This is a genomic window from Parabacteroides johnsonii DSM 18315, assembly GCF_025151045.1.
Classification (GTDB): domain Bacteria; phylum Bacteroidota; class Bacteroidia; order Bacteroidales; family Tannerellaceae; genus Parabacteroides; species Parabacteroides johnsonii.
This window is the reverse complement of record NZ_CP102285.1, coordinates 2,918,944-2,942,865: the sequence shown is the minus strand read 5'-3', so window position 1 is coordinate 2,942,865 and position 23,922 is coordinate 2,918,944. Positions and strand designations below refer to the sequence as shown.

Below are 23,922 nucleotides of genomic sequence, written 5' to 3'. Positions count from 1 at the left end.
TTTTTGTTGCCGCCTGCCGGCTATTTCTGCTGCAACAGATGTTTCAGATTTTCGTCATTAGCGATGCGTTCCAGCTCGTCTGCGACAATCTGCTTCACCTCCTCCTTGATGCGCCTGTAATTCGCCTGCACCGTTTCCTTCATGCAGTCTTTGCCATCCTCGTCCGTGAAGTCGGTAATGATGGGTATCGGCTGGTAGGCTTTCTCCTCGCGTTTCACCTTCTCGGCATCCACGACAATCTCACAGTGGAAAATCTTCTGCTCGATACGCTCGTTGAAGTTGTCGGACACCGAACCGACAAACATGCCCTGCGTCAATCCGGAAATCTTGCTCGGCGGGATAAGCGCGTCCATCTGCGTGTTGATGGAGGTGGAAACATCCTGTCGGTTGATAGAGATGGACTGCCGTTTTTGCAACACCTTTCCGAACCGTTCCGAGAGCGTCTTGGCGGTTTCGCCCACCACCTGACCGGAGAAGATATTGCCGACCGTGTTCATCACCACTTTCGCCTCCTTGTCCCCGTAGTCACGCACCAACTGGCTGAAATCCTGAAATCCCAGACACACGGCAACCTTGTTGCTTCGCGCGGTGGCGATAAGGTTGTCCAGCCCCTTGAAGTATATCGTCGGAAGCTCGTCGATGATGACCGACGACTTCAACATCCCTTTCTTGTTGATAAGCTTCACGATGCGGGAGTTGTACAGACCGAGAGCCGCACCGTAAATGTTCTGACGGTCCGGATTGTTGCCCACGCATAGGATTTTCGGCTCTTCGGGATTGTTGATGTCCAGCGTGAACTCGCTGTCCGACATCACCCAATAGAGCTGCGGGGAAATCATGCGTGACAGCGGGATTTTCGCTGATGCGATCTGCCCCATTAACTGCTCCGCAGCTCCTCCGAGCCACGCATCCATGAATGGTGAGAGATAGTTCTCCAGTTCCGGGTAAGAGGTCAGTATCGGGAAAATATCCTCGTAACGGCGGTTCAGGAACTCGATGGCATGGGGGAACGTGCAATACTTGCCGTTCTGAAAAATTTTGAGATACCAGATGATAGCTGCGAAGAGGATGATGGGCGATTCCACAAAGAAGTCGCCCTGCTTCTGCACCCAACTCTTATTTAAGTTGAGCATAATGGTGTACGCGCTCTCGTAAGCGTCCGTAATATCCTCCATGAAATCCGGATGGATGGGATTGCAACGGTGGCTGCGTCGCGGGTCGTCGAAGTTAATCACGTAGAACTTCGGCTTCATCTTGTATCCCTCCGGGTGGTTGAGCAGATGATTATAGGCAATCGTGGACAAATCGCTGAATTTGAAGTCGTAAACATACATTGAGAAGCCCTTCTCAATCTGCTGCTTGATGAAACTGTTGACCACCGCATATGACTTTCCGCTGCCCGGCGTGCCTAACACGATGGAGGCACGGAACGGGTTTACCACGTTTATCCAGCCGTTGTTCCAACGTTTCCTGTAATAAAAGCGTGTGGGCAGATTGACCGAATACTCGCTTTCGATGAGCCGTGTTTCCTGCATGAAGCTCTCGTTCTCGTTGTTGAACACGTCATCCATCAGGTTATGCTTCAACAGGCGGCTCATCCACAGACCGCCCATCAGCAAACAGACATAACCTGCGCCGACGGTCAGCACGTAAAGCCCCGTTACCGCTTCAACCGGCAACGACAATGCCAATATCCACCAGTTAAGGAAGAACAGCACGAACCCTGCGGCAAGAGCCGTCCAGATTCTTCTCCAAGTGATTTTCTCTCCCTTGACGCCCTTTGTCCCCAGACAGGACAGGGCAAGCAGGAGGACGGCGAACAGTTTCGTGTAGAGGATGGAGCGGAACAGCCCCGCCGTGCGGTTGAAGTTCATCAGGATTCTGTCCACCACGCCGATGTCCACGCCCCAGAGCCGTATGGCTTCATAGCAGAACCAGTACACGTTCATGACCACTAAAATAATACTCACGGCACGCAGAAAATCCATGATTTTCGCCAATGCCCTCAAATCGTCTTCTTGTTGTGACATAGATTGAAAAATTTGATTCGTAGATACTTCTGATTACATTCCCAAGCCCTTGCGCCTCTTCTTTTTCCTCTTACGCTGCATCGCCCGGATAAAGGCTTCCTCCTCGGTGTCCACAGCCGGACCTTCGGGAGTGAGCAGACCGACACCGCCCGCCGTGTTCTCGAGGTCGGATGCGGTCTGTCCGCGCATATCCTCTCCTGTTTCCACCGGAACGGAAAGCGGAATCGGCGGCAGTCCGGCGTAAGGCAGCGTGAAATGTTCCTGCAAGGCGTTGGCGGAAAGTTCCTTGCCCATGCGCGAGCCGTTCAGCACGCAGCCCGTGCGGTGGTCGATGAACGTGGCTCCGTAGATGCGTCCTACCTCCGTGTAGCGCAGCACGGTGTCGATGCCTTTCTCCCTGAGCCGCGAAACGAACTTCTCCCTGTCATACGTGCCTTCAAGCACGGAAAGGACGGTGCGTTTTGTCATGTCGGCGAGTTTCCGGTCCTGAATCTCCTGTTTGGAACGGGCAAACTTCTTCTGCACGGCTTCATAGCCTGCGGACTTCCCGAAAAGCGAGGACTTGAACGGGTTGCCCGTCTTGTTACCGGCATCATCAGTGACGGAATAGACCAGCCCGTGATATTCTCGTCCGCGCACGTTTCCCCGCGCTTCCTCCACCGTCATATTATATAAGGAAAGAAGGGCGCGGTATTCGCCCATCGTCTGGAAACGGTACTGTCCGTTCAGAGCCTTGACGGTATTCCCGACCTGCCTCTTCATGTCGCCCACCGAAGCATCCACCTTGCGCAGCGGGTTTTCCAGACGTGGATTCTTACGCTCCGCCGGGTGCAGCCCGTACTTCCGTTCCAGTTCCCGTCGGATGCGGTCGCTGCGGCGGAAAAGGAAATCCTGATTGAGCCGCCTGCCTTTCTCGTCCACATTGATTGTCACAATATGCAGGTGGTGGCGGTTTATGTCCTCGTGCTTGAAAACAAGATACGGCTGGTCCCCGTAGCCGAGTTTCTCCAGATACTCGCGTGCGATGTCCTGCAATTCCGTATCGGTCAGCACGTCGTCGGGATACGGGTTGAGCGAGATATGGAGTACCGGTTTCTCCACCCTCGTATGCTCCGGCATACAGGCAAGAAAGCCCTCCATCGCTTTGCGTATGTCCACCGTCCCCGTGCCGTCATTGTAGATGCGGTTGGTGGTGAGCAGACGCCCTTTCGCCTCGTTGATCTTTTCCCCGTTGTAGGCAAGTGCGCCGTACAACGACTTTCCTACACTGATTTTTGCGACCATTTCGCCTCCATTTCCCTTGAAAGTTCCACAATCTGACGGCTCAGTTTCACGAGTTCGACGGTCTGTTGCTCCAGCTTGTAGAGCAACGCCATCGCCTTTTTCTCGGAAAAATGCAGCCTGAGTTCCTTCACGACTTGGTTGTAGTTCGTGCCTACCGCGCGGAACTGCGCATGGAAATCGGACAGTCTGGTGTAGTAATCCACCAGCGTCTTGTCCACTTTCAGCACCCTGAACGGCTGCCCGAAGAAGTGCGCCTTGATGAAAACCGACTTGGCGTAAACGCCCGACTTCTCGAACATGGCGAGGAAACGGTTGTGTTCCTCCTCGTTGAAACGGACGGTGTAGCGGAACACCGCCGGATCAAGTTTGGGATTTCTCCCGGTCTTGTTTCTTTTCTCTTTCATATAAACTTTGGATTTAGCGGATGGACGGCATAAGCCGCCGCTTCTTGGCACAGACACCGCAGGTTTGAAAGGCTTCCCGACTTCGGAGAGGAAGCCCGTCCCCTGCAAGGGCAAGTGCTTTTCGTGGCTGCTCAAAACGTTTTGAGCGGCTGAAAAGACATCTTGCTATGTTCAGGCGAACATAAAAATCCGTCGGGGACGGATTGGGGGAATGCCTTTCAAACTCCGGGCTGCACCACCTTCGGCGAACCCTGCCGTTCGGGTGCAAAGTTACGCCCTTAAAGCGGTATCGGACAGAGGCTTGACCCGGACAATCAGTGCCAACCGGCGCAACATGCCGCCACTTGCCGGGGAAGTGATACAAGTTCCAAAATATCCTTGTTTATTTGCAGTGTGATTCGGATGAAGGTCTGAAAATACACCCTTCCACACGGACATTCGGACAGCGGTCCGTTTATCTGTCCCAATGGTCAAAAGCGGGTGTATGTGGGCAAACAGGTTACTGTCCCCATATCCGTATGGATTGATTAAAGTACGGGTGAACGGAAAAGCGTACGGTTGTCCGCAGACGTAACCGGATTAGTGAGTGAATAGACAAACGGACGGATATGCGTGCGTATGTATGAATGGCAATACGTTGACGCAACCGGACAGAAGTATAACCAAATAAATTATCAAACAGATGAAAGAAGCAACCTATGTGGCGATCTCCACGCAGAAAGGAGGAGCCGGTAAGACAACCCTGACAGTGCTTGTGGCAAGCTACCTGCACTACGTGAAAGGCTACAATGTAGCCGTGGTGGACTGTGATTTTCCGCAGTACAGTATCCATGACATGCGCAAGCGTGACCTGAAAGCCGTCATAGAGGACGGGCACTACAAGATGCTGGCGTATGAGCAGCTCAAGCGGCTGAAGAAAAACCCATACACAATCAGATGCAGCCGCGCGGAGGATGCGATAAGAACCGCAGAGAATCTGACGGATGCGCAGCCCGATCTTGACTTCGTGTTCTTCGACCTTCCGGGCACTATCAACAATGCCGATGTGGTACGGACCATCGCCAAAATGGACTATATCTTCACACCCATCATCGCAGACCGGGTGGTAATGGAAAGCTCCATCAAGTTCGCCACCGTCATCAACGACCAGATGATAAGCACGGGCAAATCCGGCATAAAAGGGATTTATCTCGTATGGAACATGGTTGACGGGCGCGAGAAGACCGAGCTTTACAAGGCATACGACAAGGTCTGCGCCGAGTTCGCGCTGCCCATTCTTGAAACATTCCTGCCCGACAGCAAGCGTTTCCGTAAAGAAACGGCTGCGGAGCGCAAGGCTGTGTTCCGCTCCACCGCGTTCCCTGCGGACAAGGCACTGGTACGTGGCAGTAACCTTGACAAACTCGTCGATGAGATTCTCGGCATCATCAAAAACTGAACGTCATGGCAAAGAAAGCAAGAATAGAGGACATCGACAGCGATGCCGTAATCAATTCGTTCCGCATGGATGATACAAGCATACCGCCGCAGGCAAGAAGCACGGACGGGAGCGTGCAGGCTCCATCACCGGAAGACGGGATGCGGACGGTCATTCCTCCGCCTGCATCCCGTCCCAAAGAGGAACCTGAACGCAGGCGCAGGAATGGAAAGACGGAGAAAACCGATTATGACGGCACATTCGTATGCGAAGCCAACGTCACCGCAAGGCTCGGAAAACAAGTGTATATCCGTAAGGAGTACCACGACCGCATACATAAGATGCTTCATGTAATCGGTGGCAACGAGGTGACTATCGCCAGTTTTCTTGACAACGTGCTGACACACCATTTCACACAGTTCCAAGACGAGATCGCGGAATCGTTCAGGCGGCATATGGAATCCTACAATTTATAAACAGTTTAATCAACAACAAGAACATCATGAAAAGAAAGATGAACAACAGTCAGGCTGAGAGCCTGCAAACAAGAAAGAGTGAAAGAACCGCTGCCCGTGCAGCACAGTGTACAACCGGCTGCGGTCAGGGAACGGACGGCGGTGTGTTCCGCAAGGGCAAAGACGGCGTCAAGCCTATCTCCACCTTCCTGCAAGCATCGGAAATCAAGACACGGCAATGTATATACATCAGCCGCGAAATCCATGAGAAAGTCGCCATAGTTGCCAGCCGCATGGGTAACGGGTTGAGCATCGGCAAGTTTGTGGACAACATCCTCCGTGACCACTTCCGGCAATACGGGGCGCAGTACACGGAACAGATTGAAAACGCTAAAAAAGTAAGGCTATGACAAAAGTGTTTTTAGCCGTATCGGTTGCCTGCAACGTATGGTTCCTGTTCATGCTCCTGTCCGACAGGATAATGGAAACAAAATTCGTCCGCTTCCTGAAAGGCGTTTCCGGATTGTGGCAGTCATTGGGAGCGAAGGAGGGAAAAACGGAAACGGCATCTGTGGAAATTTCGGCTGGTGGTGGAACGGACATCATTGGTAAAAGCAAGTTCAAAATGGCTCCAACCCGGACAACCGCTGCCATACCGGCGCAAGAAGCCGCCACTTCGGAAAAAGGCATTGAGCTGTCGGAGGAAGAGGCTACTTTTGACGACGGAAACACGGAAACCGCCTCACGCCCGGCACAGGTCCCGGAGGAGAAACTCGATGAAACCTTCACGAGCATGCCGCCTTCGGAACTGGAATACGGGGAGGATGAGCCGGACGATGACGAACCGGACAAAGGGCAGGCTTCGGGAAGCAGCTTTGAGGACATCGACATGGCAGTCCAGACGATACGGAAGGATACGCCGTCCGACGAGGAGATGCGACACGCTGGAAAGGTCATGACGGAACTTGACGGGACGGAACTTTTTTCCAGAATAACGGAGAGCCTGACCGATGAAGCTATGAGCGGCAGGCTTGCAAAAGCGATGGCTGTCTTCGTGGATACGGTAAACATGACCGTGACACGGCAAAAAGACAAGGTATTCGTGATTCCTGACAAAATAGAGGAGTTTGACATCCGCGACTATGTATAACGAAAAAAGAAATGGTAATGAAAATGTAAAATTACACCCATGCGGCGAGGGAGCGCAAGGCACGTCCAGTTCGCAACGGACAGTCCCAAGTCCGTAGAAACAAACGGGCAACCCACTAAACCAAAGTAAAGTAACCGAGTATCAACCGCCCGACAAAGGACCATCCACTCTTTGGACGGCACAAAACAAGAACAGTTTTATGAACAAGAACAACAGACAGAAACTTATCCTCTCAGCGGCACTTCTGGTTGCCGCAACCGCCTCCGCCTTCGCGCAGGGGAACGGCATCGCGGGCATCAACGAAGCCACCTCTATGGTGAGTTCGTACTTCGACCCCGGCACGAAACTCATCTACGCCATCGGCGCAGTAGTCGGGCTTATCGGGGGCGTGAAAGTGTACGGGAAATTCTCGTCCGGCGACCCCGACACCTCCAAGACAGCGGCAAGCTGGTTCGGAGCGTGCATCTTCCTGATTGTCGCCGCCACCATCCTGCGCTCATTCTTCCTTTAATAAACTAATGTATGGCTGAATACCCGATAAACAAGGGTATCAGCCGTCCGGTAGAGTTCAAGGGCTTGAAGGCTCAGTACCTCTTCATCTTCTGCGGAGGTCTGCTGGCTCTCTTCGTCCTGTTCGTCATCCTCTACATGGTCGGCATCGACCAGTGGGTATGTATCGGCTTCGGCGTGGCATCGTCCTCCGTCCTCGTATGGCAGACCTTCGCGCTGAACGCCCGGTACGGCGAACACGGGCTTATGAAATTGGGAGCGGCACGGAGCCATCCCCGATACCTTATCAACCGGCGGCGGATCACCCGATTATTCAAACGGAAACGAAAGGAAGAAATGACATGAGGAATACATCCAAAATGACAACACTGGAAAACAAGTTCCCGCTGCTGGCTGTGGAGCATGGCTGTATCATTTCCAAAGACGCCGACATCACGGTGGCTTTCGAGGTGGAACTGCCGGAGCTTTACACCGTGACGGGTGCGGAGTACGAGGCGATACACGGTTACTGGTGTAAGGCAATCAAGGTGCTGCCGGACTTCTCCGTCGTCCACAAGCAGGACTGGTTCATCAAGGAACGCTATCAGCCGGAACTTCACAAGGACGACATGAGCTTTTTAAGCCGCTCTTTCGAGCGTCACTTCAACGAGCGTCCGTACCTGAAGCACACGTGCTACCTCTACCTGACCAAGACGACAAAGGAGCGTAACCGGATGCAGAGCAATTTCAGCACGCTGTGCCGGGGACATATCATCCCGAAGGAGCTTGACAAGGAAACCGCTGCGAAGTTCATGGAGGCTGCGGAACAGTTCGAGCGTATCATCAACGACAGCGGCTTTGTCAGGCTGCGCCGCCTCTCCACCGACGAGATTGTGGGGACGGACGGCAAAGCCGGACTGATAGAGCGTTACTTCTCGCTCATGCCCGAAGGCGACGCCACGTTGCAGGACATCGACCTCTCGGCACGGGAGATGCGCATCGGCGACAACCGCCTGTGCCTGCACACCCTGTCCGATGCGGAAGACCTTCCCGGCACGGTGGCTACCGACACCCGGTATGAGAAACTCTCCACCGACCGCTCGGACTGCCGCCTCTCCTTCGCCTCCCCGGTGGGGCTGCTGCTTTCCTGCAACCACATCTACAACCAGTACGTGATTATCGACAACAGCGAGGAGAACCTTCAAAAATTCGAGAAGTCCGCGAGGAATATGCAGTCGCTATCCCGCTATTCAAGGAGCAACAGCATCAACCGCGAGTGGATAGACCGCTACCTGAACGAGGCGCACTCCTACGGGCTGACCTCGGTGCGGGCGCACTTCAACGTCATGGCGTGGAGCGACGATGCGGAGGAATTGAAACACATAAAGAACGATGTTGGCAGCCAGCTGGCAAGCATGGAGTGCGTGCCGCGCCACAACACCATCGACTGCCCGACACTTTATTGGGCGGCTATGCCCGGCAACGCTGCGGACTTCCCAGCGGAGGAAAGCTTCCATACCTTCATCGAACAGGCTGTGTGCCTCTTCACGGAGGAAACCAACTACCGCAGCTCGCTCTCGCCCTTCGGCATCAAGATGGTGGACAGGCTCACGGGAAAGCCGCTGCACCTCGACATCAGCGACCTGCCGATGAAGCGGGGTGTCACGACCAACCGTAACAAGTTCGTATTAGGTCCTTCGGGCAGCGGCAAGTCGTTCTTCATGAACCACTTGGTGCGCCAATACTACGAACAGGGCGCGCATGTGGTATTGGTGGACACGGGAAACTCCTATCAGGGGCTATGCGAGATGATACGGCGCAAGACAGGCGGGGCGGACGGTGTGTATTTCACCTACACGGAGGAGAAGCCCATCAGCTTCAACCCTTTCTATACCGATGATTATCTGTTCGACGTGGAGAAGAAGGACAGCATCAAGACGCTGCTGCTGACGCTCTGGAAGTCGGAGGACGACAAGGTGACGAAAACCGAAAGCGGGGAATTGGGCAGTGCCGTGAATGCCTACATCGAGCGCATCAGGGCAGACCGGAGCATCGTCCCCTCGTTCAACACTTTCTATGAGTACATGCGCGACGACTACCGCAGGGAACTGGCGGAGCGTGACATCAAGGTGGAGAAGGAGGACTTCAACATCGACAACATGCTCACCACCATGCGGCAGTATTACCGGGGCGGACGCTACGACTTCCTGCTCAACTCGGCGGAGAATATCGACCTGCTGGGCAAACGGTTCATCGTCTTCGAGATTGATTCCATCAAGGACAACCGCGAACTGTTCCCGGTGGTGACCATCATCATCATGGAAGCCTTCATCAACAAGATGCGCAGGTTGAAGGGCGTGAGAAAGCAACTTATCGTGGAAGAGGCTTGGAAGGCTCTTTCGTCGGCGAACATGGCTGACTACCTGCGCTATATGTACAAGACGGTGCGCAAGTATTTCGGTGAAGCAATCGTGGTGACGCAGGAGGTGGACGACATCATTTCCTCGCCCGTCGTCAAGGAGAGCATCATCAACAACTCGGACTGTAAAATCCTGCTCGACCAGCGCAAGTACATGAACAAGTTCGACCAGATTCAGGCGTTGCTCGGACTGACGGAGAAGGAGAAGTCGCAGATACTCTCCATCAACATGGCGAACAACCCCTCACGGCTCTACAAAGAGGTGTGGATAGGCTTGGGCGGCACGCAGTCGGCGGTCTATGCCACCGAGGTCAGTGCTGAAGAATATCTGGCGTACACCACCGAGGAAACGGAAAAGGTGGAGGTGTACCGTCTGGCGGAGCAATTGGGCGGCGACATCGAAGCCGCCATCCGGCAGCTTGCCGAAAGGCGGAGAAACAAGAACAATCAATAAACCAATTATCAACGAAAAAAGAAAAGCGTATGAGCATATCAAGAATGAAAATGCTGCAAGTCAGCAAGTGTCTGATCGGATTGGCGGTCATGGTGCTGCAATCCTGCGACGTGGCGGAGAACCGCCGCGACCTGCTGTGCGGAAACTGGGAAAGCGTGGAGGGCAAACCCGACGTGCTTATCTACAAGGAGGGCGAAGCCTACAAGGTGACGGTATTCAAACGGAGCGGCATCCGCCGCAGGCTGAAACCGGAAACCTACCTCTTGCAGGAGGAGAACGGCAACCTGTTCATGAACACCGGATTCCGCATCGACGTGGCGTATAACGAAGCCACCGACGTGCTGACCTTCTCACCCAACGGGGACTACGTGCGTGTGAAGCCGCAGCCGGAAACTCCGGCAGAAGAATAATGAACCGCTAAAATCCAAAGAAAACATGAGAACAAGAATAACATTCGCCATCTGCCTGTGCCTGCTTTTCGCGGGCAGGGCTTCCGCCCAATGGGTCGTGAGCGATCCGGGCAATCTGGCGCAGGGCATCATCAACGCCTCGAAGAACATCATCCACACCTCAAAGACCGCCACGAACATGGTGAACAACTTTCAGGAAACGGTGAAAATCTACGAGCAGGGCAAGAAGTATTACGACGCCCTCAAATCCGTGAACAATCTGGTCAAGGACGCCCGCAAGGTGCAGCAGACCATCCTGATGGTGGGCGACATCACGGACATCTACGTGACCAGCTTCCAGAAGATGCTGCGCGACGACAACTTCACGGTGGAGGAACTCGGAGCCATCGCCTTCGGGTACACGAAGCTGCTTGAAGAATCCAATGACGTGCTGACGGAGCTGAAGAACGTGGTGAACATCACCACGCTCTCCATGACGGACAAGGAGCGCATGGACGTGGTGGAACGCTGCCACTCCAAGATGAAGCGTTACCGCAACCTCGTGAGCTACTACACCAACAAGAACATCAGCGTGAGCTACCTGCGTGCGAAGAAGAAAAACGACCTCGACCGTATCATGGGACTGTACGGCAGTATGAACGAAAGATACTGGTAGCCTATGGAGTTCGACAACCTTCACCAGATTCTCCGCTCGCTCTACGAGCAGATGATGCCGCTGTGCGCCGACATGGCGGGCGTGGCGAAAGGCATCGCCGGGCTGGGCGCGCTCTTCTATGTCGCCTACCGGGTATGGCAGTCGCTGGCGAGAGCCGAACCGATAGACGTCTTCCCGATGCTCCGTCCCTTTGCCGTCGGTCTGTGCATCATGTTCTTCCCTACGGTGGTGCTGGGCACGATAAACAGCGTCCTCTCGCCCGTCGTGCAGGGTACGGCGAAACTGCTCGAAACGCAGACTTTGGACATGAACAAGTACCGGGAGCAGAAGGACAGGCTGGAATACGAGGCGATGGTGCGCAATCCCGAAACCGCCTACCTCGTGTCCAACGAGGAATTTGACAAGCAACTGGAGGAATTGGGCTGGTCGCCCTCCGACATGGTGACGATGGCGGGGATGTATATCGACCGGGGGATGTACAAAATGAAGAAGGGCATCCGCGATTTCTTCCGCGAGATACTGGAACTGATGTTCCAAGCCGCCGCCCTCGTGATAGACACCATCCGCACCTTTTTCCTCGTGGTGCTGGCGATACTCGGTCCGATAGCCTTCGCCATATCGGTGTGGGACGGCTTCCAAAGCACGCTCACGCAGTGGATATGCCGCTACATTCAGGTCTATCTGTGGCTGCCCGTGTCGGACATATTCAGCACCATACTCGCCAAGATTCAGGTGTTGATGCTCCAGAGCGACATCGAGCGCATGCAGACCGACCCCAACTTCTCGCTGGATTCAAGCGACGGGGTGTATATCGTGTTCATGATAATCGGCATCATCGGCTACTTCACCATTCCGACGGTGGCGGGCTGGATCATCCAAGCCGGGGGCATGGGCGGCTACGGGCGCAACGTGAACCAGATGGCGGGACGCGCCGGAGGCATGGCGGGCAGCGTGGCGGGTGCAGCCGCAGGCAACGCGGTGGGACGCATCGGCAAGCTGCTGAAATAGAGGCATGAATTACGGGACAGGCATCCGCATAAAAGCAACATACGTATGTCACCTGTCATGACATACGTATGTAATAGGCTGCTACATACGTATGCAGTAGCTCATTACATACGTATGTGGCAACCCGTTACATACGTATGTGGCAAACGACCGCATACCGATCCTATTGTATAACGAATTAAGAACCGAAAAATAAAATCAGACAATGGAATTCAAGTCACTCAAAAACATCGAATCATCGTTCAGGCAGATACGCCTGTTCGGTATCGTCTTCCTCTCGCTGTGCGCCGTGATAACGGTATGGAGCGTGTGGAGTTCCTACCGCTTCGCGGAGCGGCAGCGTGAGAAGATATATGTGCTGGACAACGGCAAGTCGCTGATGCTGGCACTCTCGCAAGACCTCTCGCAGAACCGTCCGGCGGAAGCGAGGGAGCATGTGCGCCGCTTCCACGAGCTGTTTTTCACGCTCTCGCCCGAAAAGAGCGCGATAGAACACAACGTGAAGCGTGCGTTGCTGCTGGCGGACAAGAGCGTGTACAACTACTATTCGGACTTCGCCGAGAAGGGGTACTACAACCGCATCATCGCCGGGAACATCAACCAAGTGCTGAAGGTGGACAGCGTGGTGTGCGACTTCAACGGCTATCCCTACCGTGCCGTGACCTACGCCACGCAGAAAATCATCCGGCAGAGCAACGTCACCGAGCGCAGCCTCGTGACCACGTGCCGCCTTTTGAACTCGTCCCGTTCGGACGACAACCCGAACGGGTTCACCATCGAGGGATTCACTATCATCGAGAACAAGGATTTACAAACCATCAAAAGGTAAACGGATATGAAGAAAATCAAGAAATCATTTTGGGGCGCATATTGGAAACTCCATGACAAAAAGAAAATGCTGGTGGCAAGGCTCAGGGGCTATCTGGACGGTTTGCCGCCGAAGACACGCAGGCGCATCGTGCTGGCAATGCTCGCCGCATTCGCCGCGCTTGCCCTCTACACCTTCGGCAAAGCCGTGTATGACATCGGCAGGAATGACGGCAGCCGGATGGAGATAGACCATGCCGGACGGGTGGAACTGCCTGCACAGCAACAAACGGACAATCACTTAATACCTTATTTATATGGAACAGACGAAGAATGAACCCAAGAACGAAAACAAGGCGGAGAACAAACCGGAAAGCACGGCTACACCCGACAAGAAGGGAAAACCGAAAAAGGAGCGCAAGCCGCTGACCGAAGCCCAACGGCTGAAACGTCAGAAAATGATAGTGCTGCCCGCTATGGTGCTGGTATTCATCGGGGCGATGTGGCTGATATTCGCTCCGTCCTCCGGCAAGGAGCAGGAGCCGGGAACGGGCGGCTACAACATCGAGATGCCCGACGCGGACAAGGAGAACCGCCGGATTATCGGTGACAAGGCGAAAGCCTACGAGCAGGGGGCGATGGAGGAACGGCAGGAGAACCGCAGCCGCGCCATGCAGCAGTTGGGCGACCTGTTCGACCGCGAAACGTCGGAAGCGGATGGGGACAGCGACTTCGACCTTGCCAATCCCGGTGGAACGGAAGAGGCGGTGAAGCCCGCACCGAAGACCATCCAGTCCTCGGCAGCAGCCTACCGTGACCTCAATGCCACGCTCGGCAACTTCTACGAGCAGCCGAAGAACGACAACGCGGAGATGGACGAACTGCTGGAACGCATCGCCACGCTCGAATCCGAACTGGAAAGCGGAAAAGAGAGAAGCTCCACGATGGACGAGCAGGTGGCACTCATGGAAAAATCCTACGAGCTGGCGGCGAAGTACATGGGCGGTCAGAACGGCACGCAGGCGGCAGCGGGACAGACCGCAGAGCCGTCCCCCGTGCAGAAAGCCGGAAAGAACACGGCAAAACCAGTAAGGCAGGTGACGCATCAGGTGGTGTCCTCGCTCGGACAGCCCGTGAGCAATGCCGAATTTGTTGCCACCTTCTCGCAGGAGCGCAACCGCAGTTTCAACACGGCGGTGGGCGTCACGACCGTATCGGACAGGAACACCATACCGGCATGTGTCTATGGGGCGCAGAGCGTGACGGACGGGCAGGCGGTCAGGTTGCGGCTGCTGGAGCCGATGGCGGTGGCTGAGAGGATCATCCCCCGAAATGCGGTAGTGGTCGGCGCAGCCAAGATTCAGGGTGAACGGCTCGCCATCGAAATCACCTCTCTGGAACACGACGGTACGATTATCCCGGTGGAGTTGGAGGTCTATGACACGGACGGGCAGCCCGGCATATTCATCCCCAACTCGATGGAGATGAACGCCGTCAGGGAGGTTGCCGCCAACATGGGCGGTTCGCTCGGCAGCAGCATCAACATCTCCACCAATGCAGGAGCGCAGCTCGCCTCCGACTTGGGCAAGGGGCTGATACAAGGCACGAGCCAGTACATTGCCAAAAAGATGCGCACCGTCAAAGTGCATCTGAAAGCCGGGTACAGGGTCATGCTCTATCAGGAGAAGGACTGATGTATAATCATAAGAAATCCAATCAATAACAACAACCCACTAAATTCAAAGTAAAATGAGAAAAGTAATCATGATGTTTGCCCTCGCTATGGGCATCGCAACTGCCTATGCGCAGGAGAACGTGACCGTTGAAACGACCAACGGCAGTGAAGGACTGACCTTGACAAAGGAGGTCTATCCGCAGAAGGAGGCGGACGGCGACCTGTATCACGGTCTGACGAGAAAGCTGGGTTTTGACCGCATGGTTCCCCCGCACGGCTTGGAAGTGACCTACGACAAGACCGTGCATGTCATCTTCCCGGCGGAAGTGCGCTATGTCGATTTAGGCTCGCCCGACCTGATTGCGGGCAAAGCCGAAGGTGCGGAGAACGTCATCCGCGTGAAGGCTACCGTGAGGAACTTCCCGAACGAAACCAACATGTCCGTAATCACGGAGGACGGGAGTTTTTACACCTTCAACGTGAAGTATGCCGCCGAACCGCTGCTGCTCAACGTGGAGATGTGCGACTTCATCCATGACGGCGAGGCGGTGAACCGTCCGAACAATGCGCAGGAAATCTACCTGAAAGAGCTGGGCAGTGAAAGTCCCATGCTGGTGCGCCTTATCATGAAGTCCATCCACAAGCAGAACAAACGTGAGGTGAAGCATATCGGCTGCAAGCGTTTCGGCATCCAGTACCTTCTGAAAGGCATCTACACGCACAACGGGCTTCTGTATTTCCACACGGAAATCAGGAACCAGAGCAACGTGCCTTTCGATGTGGACTACATCACATGGAAAATCGTGGACAAGAAGGTGATGAAGCGTACCGCAGTGCAGGAGCGTATCATCCTGCCGCTCCGTGCGCAGAACTACGCCACGCTCGTGCCGGGCAAAAAAAGCGAACGCACGGTCTTCACGATGGCGAAGTTCACCATCCCCGACGGCAAGTGTCTCGTGGTGGAGCTGAACGAGAAGAACGGAGGTCGTCATCAGTCTTTCGTGATCGAGAATGAGGATTTGGTGCGTGCCAATAACATCAACGAACTCCAAGTGCGCTGACCATGAGAAAGTACATCGCAATCATCATCGCGTCGCTTGCCCTGTTCACGGGGCAGGCGTACGCCCAGCGATGTCTGCCGAAAATGCAGGGCATCGAGGTAAGGGCGAATCTGGCGGACGGCTTCAAACCCGGCGGCAACGACGGCGGGTACAGTTTCGGGGCGGCTCTCTCCACCTACACGAAGAAGGGCAACAAATGGATGTTCGGAGGTGAGTATCTCCTGAAGAACAACCCGTACAAGGATACCGCCATACCTGTGGTGCAGTTCACGGCGGAAGGCGGCTACTATTTCAAGATACTTTCCGATGCCCGTAAAATCATGTTCGTCTATGCGGGGGCTTCGGCTCTCGTCGGATATGAATCGGTGAATTGGGGCGAAAAGGTGCTGCAAGACGGCTCGACCCTGCATAACCGGGACGCCTTCATCTATGGCGGTGCGCTGACGCTGGACGTGGAGTTTTACGTGGCTGACCGTATCGCCCTGCTCGCCAATCTCCGGGAGCGTTGCCTGTGGGGTGGCGACACACGAAAGTTCCACACGCAGTTCGGGGTCGGCATCAAGTTCATCATCAACTGATGCGCCGCATGGAACGGACGGATATAGACACCATGAGGCAAATATCCCTCGCGGACTTTCTCGCACGGCTGGGACATGAGCCTGTACGGAGAAGCGGAAACGAGCTGTGGTATCTCGCGCCGTACCGCAATGAGCGCACGCCCTCTTTCCGCGTGAACGTGGCGAAACGGCTCTGGTACGATTTCGGTTTGGGCAAGGGCGGTGACATCTTCACGCTTGCCGGGGAGTTTGCCCGAAGCGGCGACTTCATGGCGCAGGCGAGATTCATAGCGGAAACCGCCCGTATGCCGTTTGTCGCATCGGAAAAGCCGTTGTTCCTGCCGGAGCCGTCCGAACCTGCCTTTGAGGGAGTGGAAGCCGTCCCGCTGCTCCGCTCACCATTAACAGAGTATCTGGCGGAACGGGGCATCCCTTATGCCGTTGCATCCCGCCACTGCTGCCGCCTGAACTACGGCGTGCGTGGAAAGCGGTATTTCGCAATCGGTTTCCCGAACGTGGCTGGCGGCTATGAAATCCGTAGCCGCTACTTCAAGGGTTGCGTACCACCGAAAGATGTGTCGCTGGTAAAACCGGAAGATACCGCCTCCGACGTGTGCAGCGTGTTCGAGGGTTTCATGGATTTTTTGTCCGCCCTTACGCTCGGATTGGAAACAGGCGACTGCCTTGTGCTGAACTCCGTTGCCAACGTGGGTAAGGCTGTGAAGCACTTATACGGGTACGGGCGCATCGACTGCTTCCTCGACCGTGACGAATCCGGGCGGAGGACGTTGGAAGCCCTCAAAGGACACTACGGCGGACGTGTCTGTGACCGTTCCGCACCCTATGACGGTTGCAAGGACTTGAACGAGTATCTGCAACTGACAGCAAAAAAAGAAATGAACAATAACTTAAAAATCAAAGGACAATGAACATACTGAACAACAAGAACAAGAGAACATCCATCTTCAAGGCATTGGCACTCTGCCTGTTCGCCGCCGTGTCGCTCACGCTCGCATCGTGTGACGACGACATGGACATCCAGCAATCCTATCCGTTCACGGTGGAAACCATGCCCGTACCGAACAAGGTGACAAAGGGGCAGACGGTGGAAATCCGCTGTGAGCTGAAAAGGACTGGCGACTTCGCCAACACGCTCTACACCATCCGGTATTTCCAGTTCGAGGGGGAAGGCAAGTTGGAAATGGACAACGGCATCACTTTCCTGCCCAACGACCGCTACCTGCTCGAAAACGAGAAGTTCCGGCTGTACTACACGGCAGAGGGCGACGAGGCGCACAGCTTCATCGTGGTGGTGGAGGACAATTTCAAAAATTCCTACGAATTGGAATTTGACTTCAACAACCGGAACGTGAAGGACGACATTCAGACCGTCATCCCCATAGGCAATTACAAACCTCTGCCAAGATGATGCGTGTATTCATGGCTATTCTCTGTTCGCTGCTGGCGGTCTGCTCCGTGTCCGCACGGGACAGCCGTCAGAAGGGGACGGACGGGCAGCCGGCAATCTACCGCCTGCCGCCTTTCGAGCGGGCGGTTCGGTGTACGAAGTATTTTGAGGGCTGGCACTCGGAGAAACACCACCCATACGTGGGCTGGGGTCATCAGGTGCAGCCGGGGGAAAAGTATTCGGCACGCACCATGACGAAGCGGCAGGCGGACGCGCTTCTGCGGAAAGACTTGCGGAAGTTCTGCGCCATGTTCCGCAAGTTCGGGCGTGACAGTTTGCTCCTTGCCACGCTCGCCTACAATGTCGGTCCATACCGGCTTTTGGGGAGCGGGAAGATACCCAAAAGCACGCTGATCCGAAAATTGGAGGCGGGCGACAGGAACATTTACCGGGAGTATATCGCTTTCTGCAACTACAAAGGTAAACGGCACGCCATGCTGCTCAAACGGAGAAAGGCAGAATTTGCACTGCTGTATGTACCATAAAAAACACTCGTCCCTTTCAATTCTAAGTAAGGGACGAGTGTAAATGCACTGTAATTTGGCTATTTGCTTATAAGTGACTATCTTTGCATAAATTTTATATCATCACATAAAATGAATAGAGGCTCTGAATGGCGAATTTGGGATTTACATGTTCATACTCCATTTTCGCTTGAACATAACTACAAATGCAATCCCGGAGAAAATGTTTGGGATAAATATATTGATGCCTTAGAACACCTTCCTGCGGATATAAAAGTTTTGGGAATCAATGACTATCTTTTTATTGATGGTTATCGTAAAGTACTTGAATATAGAGAACAAGGCAGATTGCAAAATATTGAATTAATTTTACCAGTTGTTGAATTTAGGTTGGCAAAATTTTGTGGTAATGAAAAATTCAAAAGGATAAATTATCATATTATCTTTTCTAATGAATTAACTCCAGATCAGATTCAACAACAATTTCTTAATGCTCTTACCGCACATTATACTTTAAGTCCTGATTGTAATCAGCAATGGGGTGGCGTTGTTACAAAAGAAAGTTTAGAAGAATTAGGTAATAAGATAATAAATTCAGTACCAGAAGAAAAAAGGAGTCAGTATTCATCACCTTTAAAAGAGGGATTCAATAACTTGAATCTTGAACTTTCAGTAATAATGAATCCGTTAAATAATGCCAATCATATATTTGAGGGTAAGTTTATTACAGCGATAGGTAAAACAGAATGGGATGATTTTAAATGGGATGATAATTCTATTGCCGAGAAAAAAAGTATAATCAATGGTGCTGATGTCGTTTTTACAGCGGCTCAGGACATTGAGAAATATAACAAATCCAAGAAAAAATTGCATGAACAAAAGGTTAATGAATTATTATTGGATTGTAGCGATGCACACTGTTTCGCTGATGATATTGCAATTAAAGATAGATTAGGAAATTGTAAAACATGGATAAAAGCAGATACAACCTTTGAAGGTTTAAAACAGATATTGTTTGAACCAGAAGATCGAGTTCGTGTTCAATCAACAAAGCCTGATGAAAAAAATATATATCAAGTTATAGATAGTGTAACTTTAGATGAAGAAGGTTTTTGGCATGGGACAATCCTTCTAAATCCGAATTTAAATACCATTGTAGGAGGACGTTCTACCGGTAAATCTTCTTTGCTTAAAGCTATTGCTGCAAAACATGGGAATAAAGAAGTTGATAAAGACGATTTCATAAGACAACATTTGGATGGTATTACTATTCGCTGGCAAGATGGAAATGATCAACTTGGTCGAGAGATTGAATATTTCCGTCAAAGCTATATGCATGACATTGCATTCGATTCCGATAAGACAAATCAAATTGTAGAGAATATAATACAATCTAAAGACGAAACAGGTTTATTAAGGAAGTATTATGAACATTTGACGGATTTATCTAAGGCTATTTCAGAAGGAGTATTTTCTGTTTTCCAAATGCAGAAAGAAATAAACTCTTTAAAGAAGTCTTTATTTGAAAAAGGGAAAAGGGAAGGTGTCAATCAACAATTAAGTTTATTAAAAGCAAAAGTTGCTGAGTTACAAAAAGGTGCAGAATTAACTCCCGAAGAAAGATTGGCATTAGATGCATCAATAAAACAAGTTCAAGAGAAGAAAAAATTGATATCAGATGCAGAACAAGATTTATTAATATTTGAGAGAATACTAAAATCTACTCCATTTGATGCTTCGTATGAGGAAAAATATCAATTTGGAGGTATGCAGTTTGGGTTAAATCAATCTGAAATATATAGATTGTTTAATGAACTGAGAATCAATACCGAAACAGAATGGAATAAAATAATCAATCAGCTTAAAAATAATACAATAAAAGCAAAGGAACAATTGTCATCTGAAATACAAACTATCATAAAATCAGAAATTTATAAAAAGGGAATCCGTATATTTGAGGAAAATAAAGAACTCAAAGATTTAAATACTAAAATCCAAGAAGAAGAAAAGAAACTTGCTGCTATTGATACAATGCAGAGTAAAATTAATAAAATTCTGCAACAACAAAATAGCTCAATTTTACAAATAATCAATGCTCATTGTTCCTTTAAGAAAAGTGCAAACCAAGTTTCAGAACAATTGTCAATTTCGTATGACGGCCTTGATATTCATATAAATATTAGTTTTCATAAAAAAGATTTACAGGATTTTTTGGAAACCAGACTTAATCAAAGAGGGTATGAACGACAAGGATATTTGCAAGAGTTGCTAAATAATTATGATGATAATAATGAAAGCAATAGCAATGCCTTTATGAAGGACTTGTTAACAGGTGATGTTTTGTTAAAGAATGGGTATGATGCACAAAATGTTGCTGTAGAATTTTTATCACGGAATTGGTATAGCCTTAATTATGGCATAACATATCAAGCTGATACTTTCGCAAATATGTCAGAAGGGAAACAAGCTTTTGTTATTTTGAAATTACTCTTAGATTTTAGCGACAAAAGATGTCCGATACTTATAGATCAACCCGAAGATAGTTTAGACAATCGTGCTATATATAATGAATTGGTTGCATATATTAAACGCAAAAAACGAGAACGTCAGATAATACTGGTAACACACAATTCAAATGTTGTAGTTAGTGCAGATGCAGAGAATGTAATTGTTGCCAATCAAAATGGTACTGATACCCCAAATTGGGGCGGTTTTAAATTTCAATATATTTATGGAGCATTAGAGAACACTAAATGCAAAGATAAAACAGATTCACAAATATTATCTTCTCAAGGAATACGAGAGCATATTTGCGATATTTTGGAAGGTGGACGCGAAGCCTTTAAAAAGCGTGAACAAAAATATGGATTTAGGAGGTGAGTGTATCCAGATATATATAATACTTTTCCATACAAACTCCGATGAAGCCGCAACTTCATCGGAGTTTCCGCTTTTCATACATTCGGGATTTTTCCTTTGCCGATTACTTCACCATCCCTGCAATGCTCTATGATGCCGGGCGAAAATCCCATCTCCCCGATTGCGATGTGCCGGATATACTCCGCATATTCCTGACCTTGAAAATTCCTGCCCATGAGGTTTTTGAAAATCATCCTTATGCTTGTTCCGTCATCGCTGTGCAGGATGATTTTTCCGTTCTGTCTGATTTCTTCCATGATTGAAACTTGTTTTTGTGAATACTATCGTAGATTGGGACAGCGGTTTCTTTGCTACTTTCTTTGTCCGCCATCATGCTCACCGAAAGAAAGTAGGGCGGCTTTCGCCGCCGCCACTCAAAAACGGGTATAAAGTCCCGTTACCATCGTGAACATTTCTTCCAGCATGTCGCAGTATATGCCCTCGTGCGTTGCAATGTCCTTTGTCTTGCACTCGAATGTCTTTTTACTGAACGTCCTGCGGTAGAAACGCATATTGTAGAGGTCTAAGCCGGCATCGTAGATGATGTCAAGGCGGTTTGCGCTCGTCTTGTTCCTCGCAAGGCTCATGCGTAAGCCGTTGCCCATGTCTATAAAGTCCTTGCTTCCCGTCATGGCGGCAAAGCGTCTGCCGCCTATCTGCTGTAAAATAGTCTTTGCTATCATGCTTTTCTTGGTTTTAGGTTGGCGGTGCGGACACCGCCAACTTGTTTAACATTCTGTTATCTCGGCAATGGGTGTGTTTCGTTTCAACCACTCCATCAGGCACTCCATATTGTACTCGCTTGTGATGACTGCCGTATGGCTGTTGATGGCGGTAAACCTGCTGCTCTCGTAGTCGTCTATCCACTTTTTTAGGGTATCAACTCCCCACGCTTCGGCATCGTCAAAAATGCCGTCCAATACTTTGATAGGCTTGCTGAACTTCACTATCAGCGTTTGATAGGCTGCGTTCATCGGTTGTCCTCCTTTCCTTCCTTTTCCGTGAGCCACTTGTCCCGTGCGGCTCGGCACTCGTCCAATGTGGGTTTGACACAAGAGAACAACTCTCCGTCTGTGGGGTGGCGGTAGTCGTACTGCACAAGTGTCCGCTTGCGTCTGCCGATACCTAATTGGAAACGCTCGTATTTCTCCGTACCTGCTTCCGTGCAGGTGCTTATTCCGCCCGTGGTCATTCGTGTTGCCATAATCGTTGATTTTAGAGTGGTTAAAAATGTACTGACAGAATTCTGTTCTTCATCACCATTTCGGGGTCGCTCGTATAGCGTTGGTGCAGGTAGAAATGGTGGGAGCCGAAGCCGTAAAGGAAAAACCTGTCAAGTCCGTGCTTCTCGGCAAAGTCCTTTACACTCCGTCTTAACTGCTCCTCACTCGTTGCCAGAGTGAGGAGGTTTACAAATTCAAGGAACATCGTGGGGATTTTATCGTCCCACAGACAAATCATGCTTTCAATTCTTACTTCCATACTATTGGGATTATAGGTTGATACTATGCCGCTTCCATCCGCTGGCGGATAAGGTTCACGTTGCTGTTCACAAGGTTTACAATGCGGTCGTGGTACTCGGTATTGGAATTGTGCAAGCCACGACTTTGCACCACCTCCAATGTCTTTAAGGAAACCTCCACTGTTTCTATGCGCTTGCCGTCAATGGTGGCGGATAGGATAAGGGAGTTCTTTTCAAGGAAATAGGAGTTGGAAAACACGCAATGGTGCAGTTCCGTCCCTTCCGCTGCAAACTCCGCCACGCTCTCCAACACACGCACCTGCAAAGTGCCGTCCGTGAAGGCGATGCCGAAGAATATGCCTTTGAGTTTGCGGTATGCCTTCTCGTGTTTCTTCGCTTGGCGGATGCGTTCCTCCAACTTCTTGCGCTCTATCTCCTTGTTGCGCTTGTGCATAAGTCTGTCGTGTTCGGCTTTTAGGTCGGAGGGGCAAACGTACTTCGGGCTGTTCGTGTCCTTGCCGAAATGCCGCAGGAGGTCTATGGTGTCACGCCACATGGAGCCGTCAGCAATGGTGTAGCCGTTGCGGATACATATCTTTACGGATGCCCAATACCTCTCTATGTCAAAGGAACTGCGGATGTAGTGGCGCAACATGGGGTATTGCCCTGCCTTCAACAGCGTTTCGGCTCGGCTGTCGGAAAGGATAGCCGTGAAAAGGTCGTAAGGCAGTATGTTGTGGTATTTGCCATTGAAGCCGTTGCGTTTCAGTTCGGGAATGAAACGCTGTCGGGGATAGGTGCAGACGGGGTTTATATCGTATGCACGGAGTTTGTTGTTCTTGCGTACCTCCATGTCGCTGTATTCCGCCCATAGGTCGTAGTAAAGTATGGACATTCCACGCAGTCGGGCGACGGTGACGGTTGTGCCTTTGGGCGAAATCCACCTTTGCACCACTTCATAAATGGAATACCCGGCTGCCTGTCCTGCCTTGTATCGGGACTTGACGAAGAAGAAGCGTATCACTTGGTACTGCTTGCAGGTGGTGACGATGGAGAAATACTCGTTCTCGCTGAACACGCTCTTTCGGGTGCGCAACGCTTCCAACTCCATGCCGCAATGCGGGCAGGTGCATCCGCAAACGGTGTCTGCAAGGTCGTGTTCACTTTTCCACGAATGTCCGCACTCGGTGCAGATGTTCGTGCCGTCCGCCCTCTTGATGGCGTAATGCTTGAAGCAATGGCGGAAAGCGTATGCCCTCTGTGTGGCGGTCAATTTTGGCAGTCGCTCGCTCAATCGTGCGACTTCCTGCTGTATGGGTGTTCTCGGTTTCATA

28 protein-coding genes are annotated in these 23,922 nt (G+C 51.4%); 19 read left to right on the top strand and 9 right to left on the bottom strand.

The features are described 5' to 3' along the window. Positions 1–20: 20 nt before the first annotated feature. The 3 genes from mobC to mobA are packed head-to-tail and all read right to left on the bottom strand — an operon-like array spanning position 21 to position 3,718. Entirely contained in the window at positions 21–2,030 is a 2,010-nt protein-coding gene (mobC, locus tag NQ564_RS12195; RefSeq protein ID WP_008151569.1) for a conjugal transfer protein MobC, read from the bottom strand. A gap of 33 nt (positions 2,031–2,063) precedes the next feature. Then, positions 2,064–3,314: a conjugal transfer protein MobB gene (gene mobB, locus NQ564_RS12190; protein ID WP_129650132.1), complete on the bottom strand. Its 1,251-nt coding sequence runs from the start codon at positions 3,312–3,314 to the stop codon at positions 2,064–2,066. Further along, positions 3,293–3,718 carry a conjugal transfer protein MobA gene (gene mobA / locus NQ564_RS12185; protein WP_129650130.1) on the bottom strand — a complete coding sequence of 142 codons (426 nt, stop codon included), beginning with the start codon at positions 3,716–3,718 and terminating at the stop codon, positions 3,293–3,295. The genes mobB and mobA overlap by 22 nt, the downstream gene beginning before the upstream one ends. Positions 3,719–4,400: 682 nt before the next feature. Between mobA and NQ564_RS12180 the strand changes: the two genes are divergently transcribed. The 19 genes from NQ564_RS12180 to NQ564_RS12090 all read left to right on the top strand — a co-directional run bounded on the left by NQ564_RS12180 (position 4,401) and on the right by NQ564_RS12090 (position 21,087). Beyond that, positions 4,401–5,156 (top strand): ParA family protein, encoded by a 756-nt coding sequence (locus NQ564_RS12180; RefSeq protein WP_008151560.1) that lies wholly within the window; start codon positions 4,401–4,403, stop codon positions 5,154–5,156. A gap of 5 nt (positions 5,157–5,161) precedes the next feature. Further along, a complete protein-coding gene (locus tag NQ564_RS12175; protein ID WP_008151559.1) occupies positions 5,162–5,611 on the top strand; it encodes a DUF3408 domain-containing protein in 450 nt (149 codons plus the stop codon). Between the two features lie 26 nt (positions 5,612–5,637). Next, positions 5,638–6,000 carry a DUF3408 domain-containing protein gene (locus NQ564_RS12170; RefSeq protein WP_008151558.1) on the top strand — a complete coding sequence of 121 codons (363 nt, stop codon included), beginning with the start codon at positions 5,638–5,640 and terminating at the stop codon, positions 5,998–6,000. Then, complete coding sequence (locus NQ564_RS12165) at positions 5,997–6,740, top strand: hypothetical protein (RefSeq protein WP_008151557.1); 744 nt, start codon at positions 5,997–5,999, stop codon at positions 6,738–6,740. The genes NQ564_RS12170 and NQ564_RS12165 overlap by 4 nt, the downstream gene beginning before the upstream one ends. Before the next feature lie 199 nt (positions 6,741–6,939). Beyond that, on the top strand, positions 6,940–7,251 hold the full coding sequence (locus tag NQ564_RS12160; protein WP_009016663.1) for a DUF4134 domain-containing protein: 312 nt from the start codon (positions 6,940–6,942) through the stop codon (positions 7,249–7,251). Positions 7,252–7,262: 11 nt separating this feature from the next. Next, a complete protein-coding gene (locus NQ564_RS12155; RefSeq protein ID WP_129650126.1) occupies positions 7,263–7,595 on the top strand; it encodes a DUF4133 domain-containing protein in 333 nt (110 codons plus the stop codon). After that, positions 7,592–10,102 carry a TraG family conjugative transposon ATPase gene (locus NQ564_RS12150; RefSeq protein WP_129650124.1) on the top strand — a complete coding sequence of 837 codons (2,511 nt, stop codon included), beginning with the start codon at positions 7,592–7,594 and terminating at the stop codon, positions 10,100–10,102. Before NQ564_RS12155 ends, NQ564_RS12150 begins: the two co-directional genes overlap by 4 nt. 29 nt (positions 10,103–10,131) lie before the next feature. Then, positions 10,132–10,512 (top strand): DUF3876 domain-containing protein, encoded by a 381-nt coding sequence (locus tag NQ564_RS12145; protein ID WP_120387575.1) that lies wholly within the window; start codon positions 10,132–10,134, stop codon positions 10,510–10,512. 25 nt (positions 10,513–10,537) lie between these two features. After that, on the top strand, positions 10,538–11,167 hold the full coding sequence (locus NQ564_RS12140; RefSeq protein ID WP_129650122.1) for a DUF4141 domain-containing protein: 630 nt from the start codon (positions 10,538–10,540) through the stop codon (positions 11,165–11,167). Positions 11,168–11,170: 3 nt separating this feature from the next. Continuing rightward, positions 11,171–12,175, top strand: coding sequence for a conjugative transposon protein TraJ (gene traJ, locus NQ564_RS12135; protein ID WP_129650120.1), 1,005 nt, complete (start codon positions 11,171–11,173; stop codon positions 12,173–12,175). A 205-nt stretch (positions 12,176–12,380) separates the two neighbouring features. Continuing rightward, positions 12,381–13,004, top strand: coding sequence for a conjugative transposon protein TraK (gene traK, locus NQ564_RS12130; protein ID WP_004308925.1), 624 nt, complete (start codon positions 12,381–12,383; stop codon positions 13,002–13,004). 6 nt (positions 13,005–13,010) lie between these two features. Then, positions 13,011–13,319: a TraL conjugative transposon family protein gene (locus NQ564_RS12125; RefSeq protein ID WP_046147707.1), complete on the top strand. Its 309-nt coding sequence runs from the start codon at positions 13,011–13,013 to the stop codon at positions 13,317–13,319. Beyond that, complete coding sequence (traM, locus tag NQ564_RS12120; RefSeq protein WP_129650118.1) at positions 13,300–14,676, top strand: conjugative transposon protein TraM; 1,377 nt, start codon at positions 13,300–13,302, stop codon at positions 14,674–14,676. Before NQ564_RS12125 ends, traM begins: the two co-directional genes overlap by 20 nt. A gap of 55 nt (positions 14,677–14,731) precedes the next feature. Beyond that, complete coding sequence (gene traN, locus NQ564_RS12115; RefSeq protein WP_129650116.1) at positions 14,732–15,718, top strand: conjugative transposon protein TraN; 987 nt, start codon at positions 14,732–14,734, stop codon at positions 15,716–15,718. Positions 15,719–15,720: 2 nt separating this feature from the next. Continuing rightward, the gene (locus tag NQ564_RS12110) at positions 15,721–16,296 is read left to right on the top strand and encodes a conjugal transfer protein TraO (RefSeq protein ID WP_005850473.1); all 576 of its coding nucleotides are present in this window, start codon (positions 15,721–15,723) and stop codon (positions 16,294–16,296) included. 8 nt (positions 16,297–16,304) lie between these two features. Beyond that, positions 16,305–17,204, top strand: a complete 900-nt coding sequence (locus NQ564_RS12105) for a toprim domain-containing protein (protein WP_129650114.1) — start codon at positions 16,305–16,307, stop codon at positions 17,202–17,204. Continuing rightward, positions 17,201–17,704, top strand: a complete 504-nt coding sequence (locus NQ564_RS12100) for a DUF3872 domain-containing protein (RefSeq protein WP_008151547.1) — start codon at positions 17,201–17,203, stop codon at positions 17,702–17,704. Before NQ564_RS12105 ends, NQ564_RS12100 begins: the two co-directional genes overlap by 4 nt. Further along, the gene (locus NQ564_RS12095) at positions 17,701–18,228 is read left to right on the top strand and encodes a glycoside hydrolase family protein (protein WP_227963153.1); all 528 of its coding nucleotides are present in this window, start codon (positions 17,701–17,703) and stop codon (positions 18,226–18,228) included. The genes NQ564_RS12100 and NQ564_RS12095 overlap by 4 nt, the downstream gene beginning before the upstream one ends. Before the next feature lie 111 nt (positions 18,229–18,339). Next, entirely contained in the window at positions 18,340–21,087 is a 2,748-nt protein-coding gene (locus NQ564_RS12090; RefSeq protein ID WP_008151544.1) for a TrlF family AAA-like ATPase, read from the top strand. Between the two features lie 74 nt (positions 21,088–21,161). On the opposite strand, the gene NQ564_RS12085 is transcribed toward NQ564_RS12090, so the two are convergent. From NQ564_RS12085 to NQ564_RS12060, 6 genes are all read right to left on the bottom strand, one after another. Continuing rightward, positions 21,162–21,383 (bottom strand): DUF7688 family protein, encoded by a 222-nt coding sequence (locus NQ564_RS12085; protein WP_039848315.1) that lies wholly within the window; start codon positions 21,381–21,383, stop codon positions 21,162–21,164. 117 nt (positions 21,384–21,500) lie between these two features. Next, on the bottom strand, positions 21,501–21,809 hold the full coding sequence (locus NQ564_RS12080) for a hypothetical protein (RefSeq protein WP_008151539.1): 309 nt from the start codon (positions 21,807–21,809) through the stop codon (positions 21,501–21,503). Positions 21,810–21,854: 45 nt separating this feature from the next. Next, the gene (locus tag NQ564_RS12075) at positions 21,855–22,100 is read right to left on the bottom strand and encodes a DUF6956 domain-containing protein (protein ID WP_008151538.1); all 246 of its coding nucleotides are present in this window, start codon (positions 22,098–22,100) and stop codon (positions 21,855–21,857) included. Next, positions 22,097–22,330 carry a DUF3873 family protein gene (locus NQ564_RS12070; RefSeq protein WP_008151536.1) on the bottom strand — a complete coding sequence of 78 codons (234 nt, stop codon included), beginning with the start codon at positions 22,328–22,330 and terminating at the stop codon, positions 22,097–22,099. Before NQ564_RS12070 ends, NQ564_RS12075 begins: the two co-directional genes overlap by 4 nt. 20 nt (positions 22,331–22,350) lie before the next feature. After that, a complete protein-coding gene (locus NQ564_RS12065) occupies positions 22,351–22,608 on the bottom strand; it encodes a hypothetical protein (protein ID WP_008151534.1) in 258 nt (85 codons plus the stop codon). 23 nt (positions 22,609–22,631) lie between these two features. After that, on the bottom strand, positions 22,632–23,921 hold the full coding sequence (locus tag NQ564_RS12060; protein ID WP_008151532.1) for a PcfJ domain-containing protein: 1,290 nt from the start codon (positions 23,919–23,921) through the stop codon (positions 22,632–22,634). Position 23,922: the final 1 nt, after the last annotated feature.